Below are 615 nucleotides of genomic sequence, written 5' to 3'. Positions count from 1 at the left end.
ATTGGGTAGCATGATCGATAAAGATGATACCGAAAAAAGGAATATCTTAAAAAAGATCCGTTGCAATGTTGACGAACTGTATAATGGAACCAAAGATATATTATGGTCTTTAAATCCAAAAAATGATTCCTTAGAACAGGTATTAAACCACATTAAAGATTTCGGTCAGGAAATGGTTAATGAAACTCCTATTCTCTTTAAATTTGATATAGATCTCAATAACAAATACACCAAATTATCATTAGATATGAGCCGAAACATATTGATGATTTTTAAGGAGTCTATACATAACTCACTGAAACATGCCAAAGCCAGGGTGATAAATTTTGAGGCCAAATTAAACAACGGCATGCTGTTGATCACCCTTCAGGACGATGGAATCGGCTTTGATGTAGCACACGCTAAAGATGGGCATGGCATGAACAATATGTATGTTAGGGCAAAAAGAATAAATGCCGATTTAAAGATCATTTCTAATGACAATGGTACCAGTGTATTGTTACTTGTTAATTTTTCGACCCTAAAACATTTTAAAGATGCCTAATCAGGAAGCCGCAAGAATTGTAATTATTGAAGATGATAAAACCATCAGAGAAGGCTACCACTACCTGATAG

1 protein-coding gene is annotated in these 615 nt (G+C 34.3%); it reads left to right on the top strand.

Annotated elements, in window-relative coordinates; translation table 11 throughout:
- Positions 1-544: sensor histidine kinase (locus AC1DG9_RS27595; RefSeq protein ID WP_477635768.1), on the top strand; the 544-nt coding region annotated here is incomplete at its 5' end.
- Between the last annotated feature and the right edge of the window lie 71 nt (positions 545-615).

It is taken from the genome of Pedobacter sp. 05L430, assembly GCF_056397585.1.
This window is presented reverse-complemented; position numbering and strand designations above follow the sequence as displayed.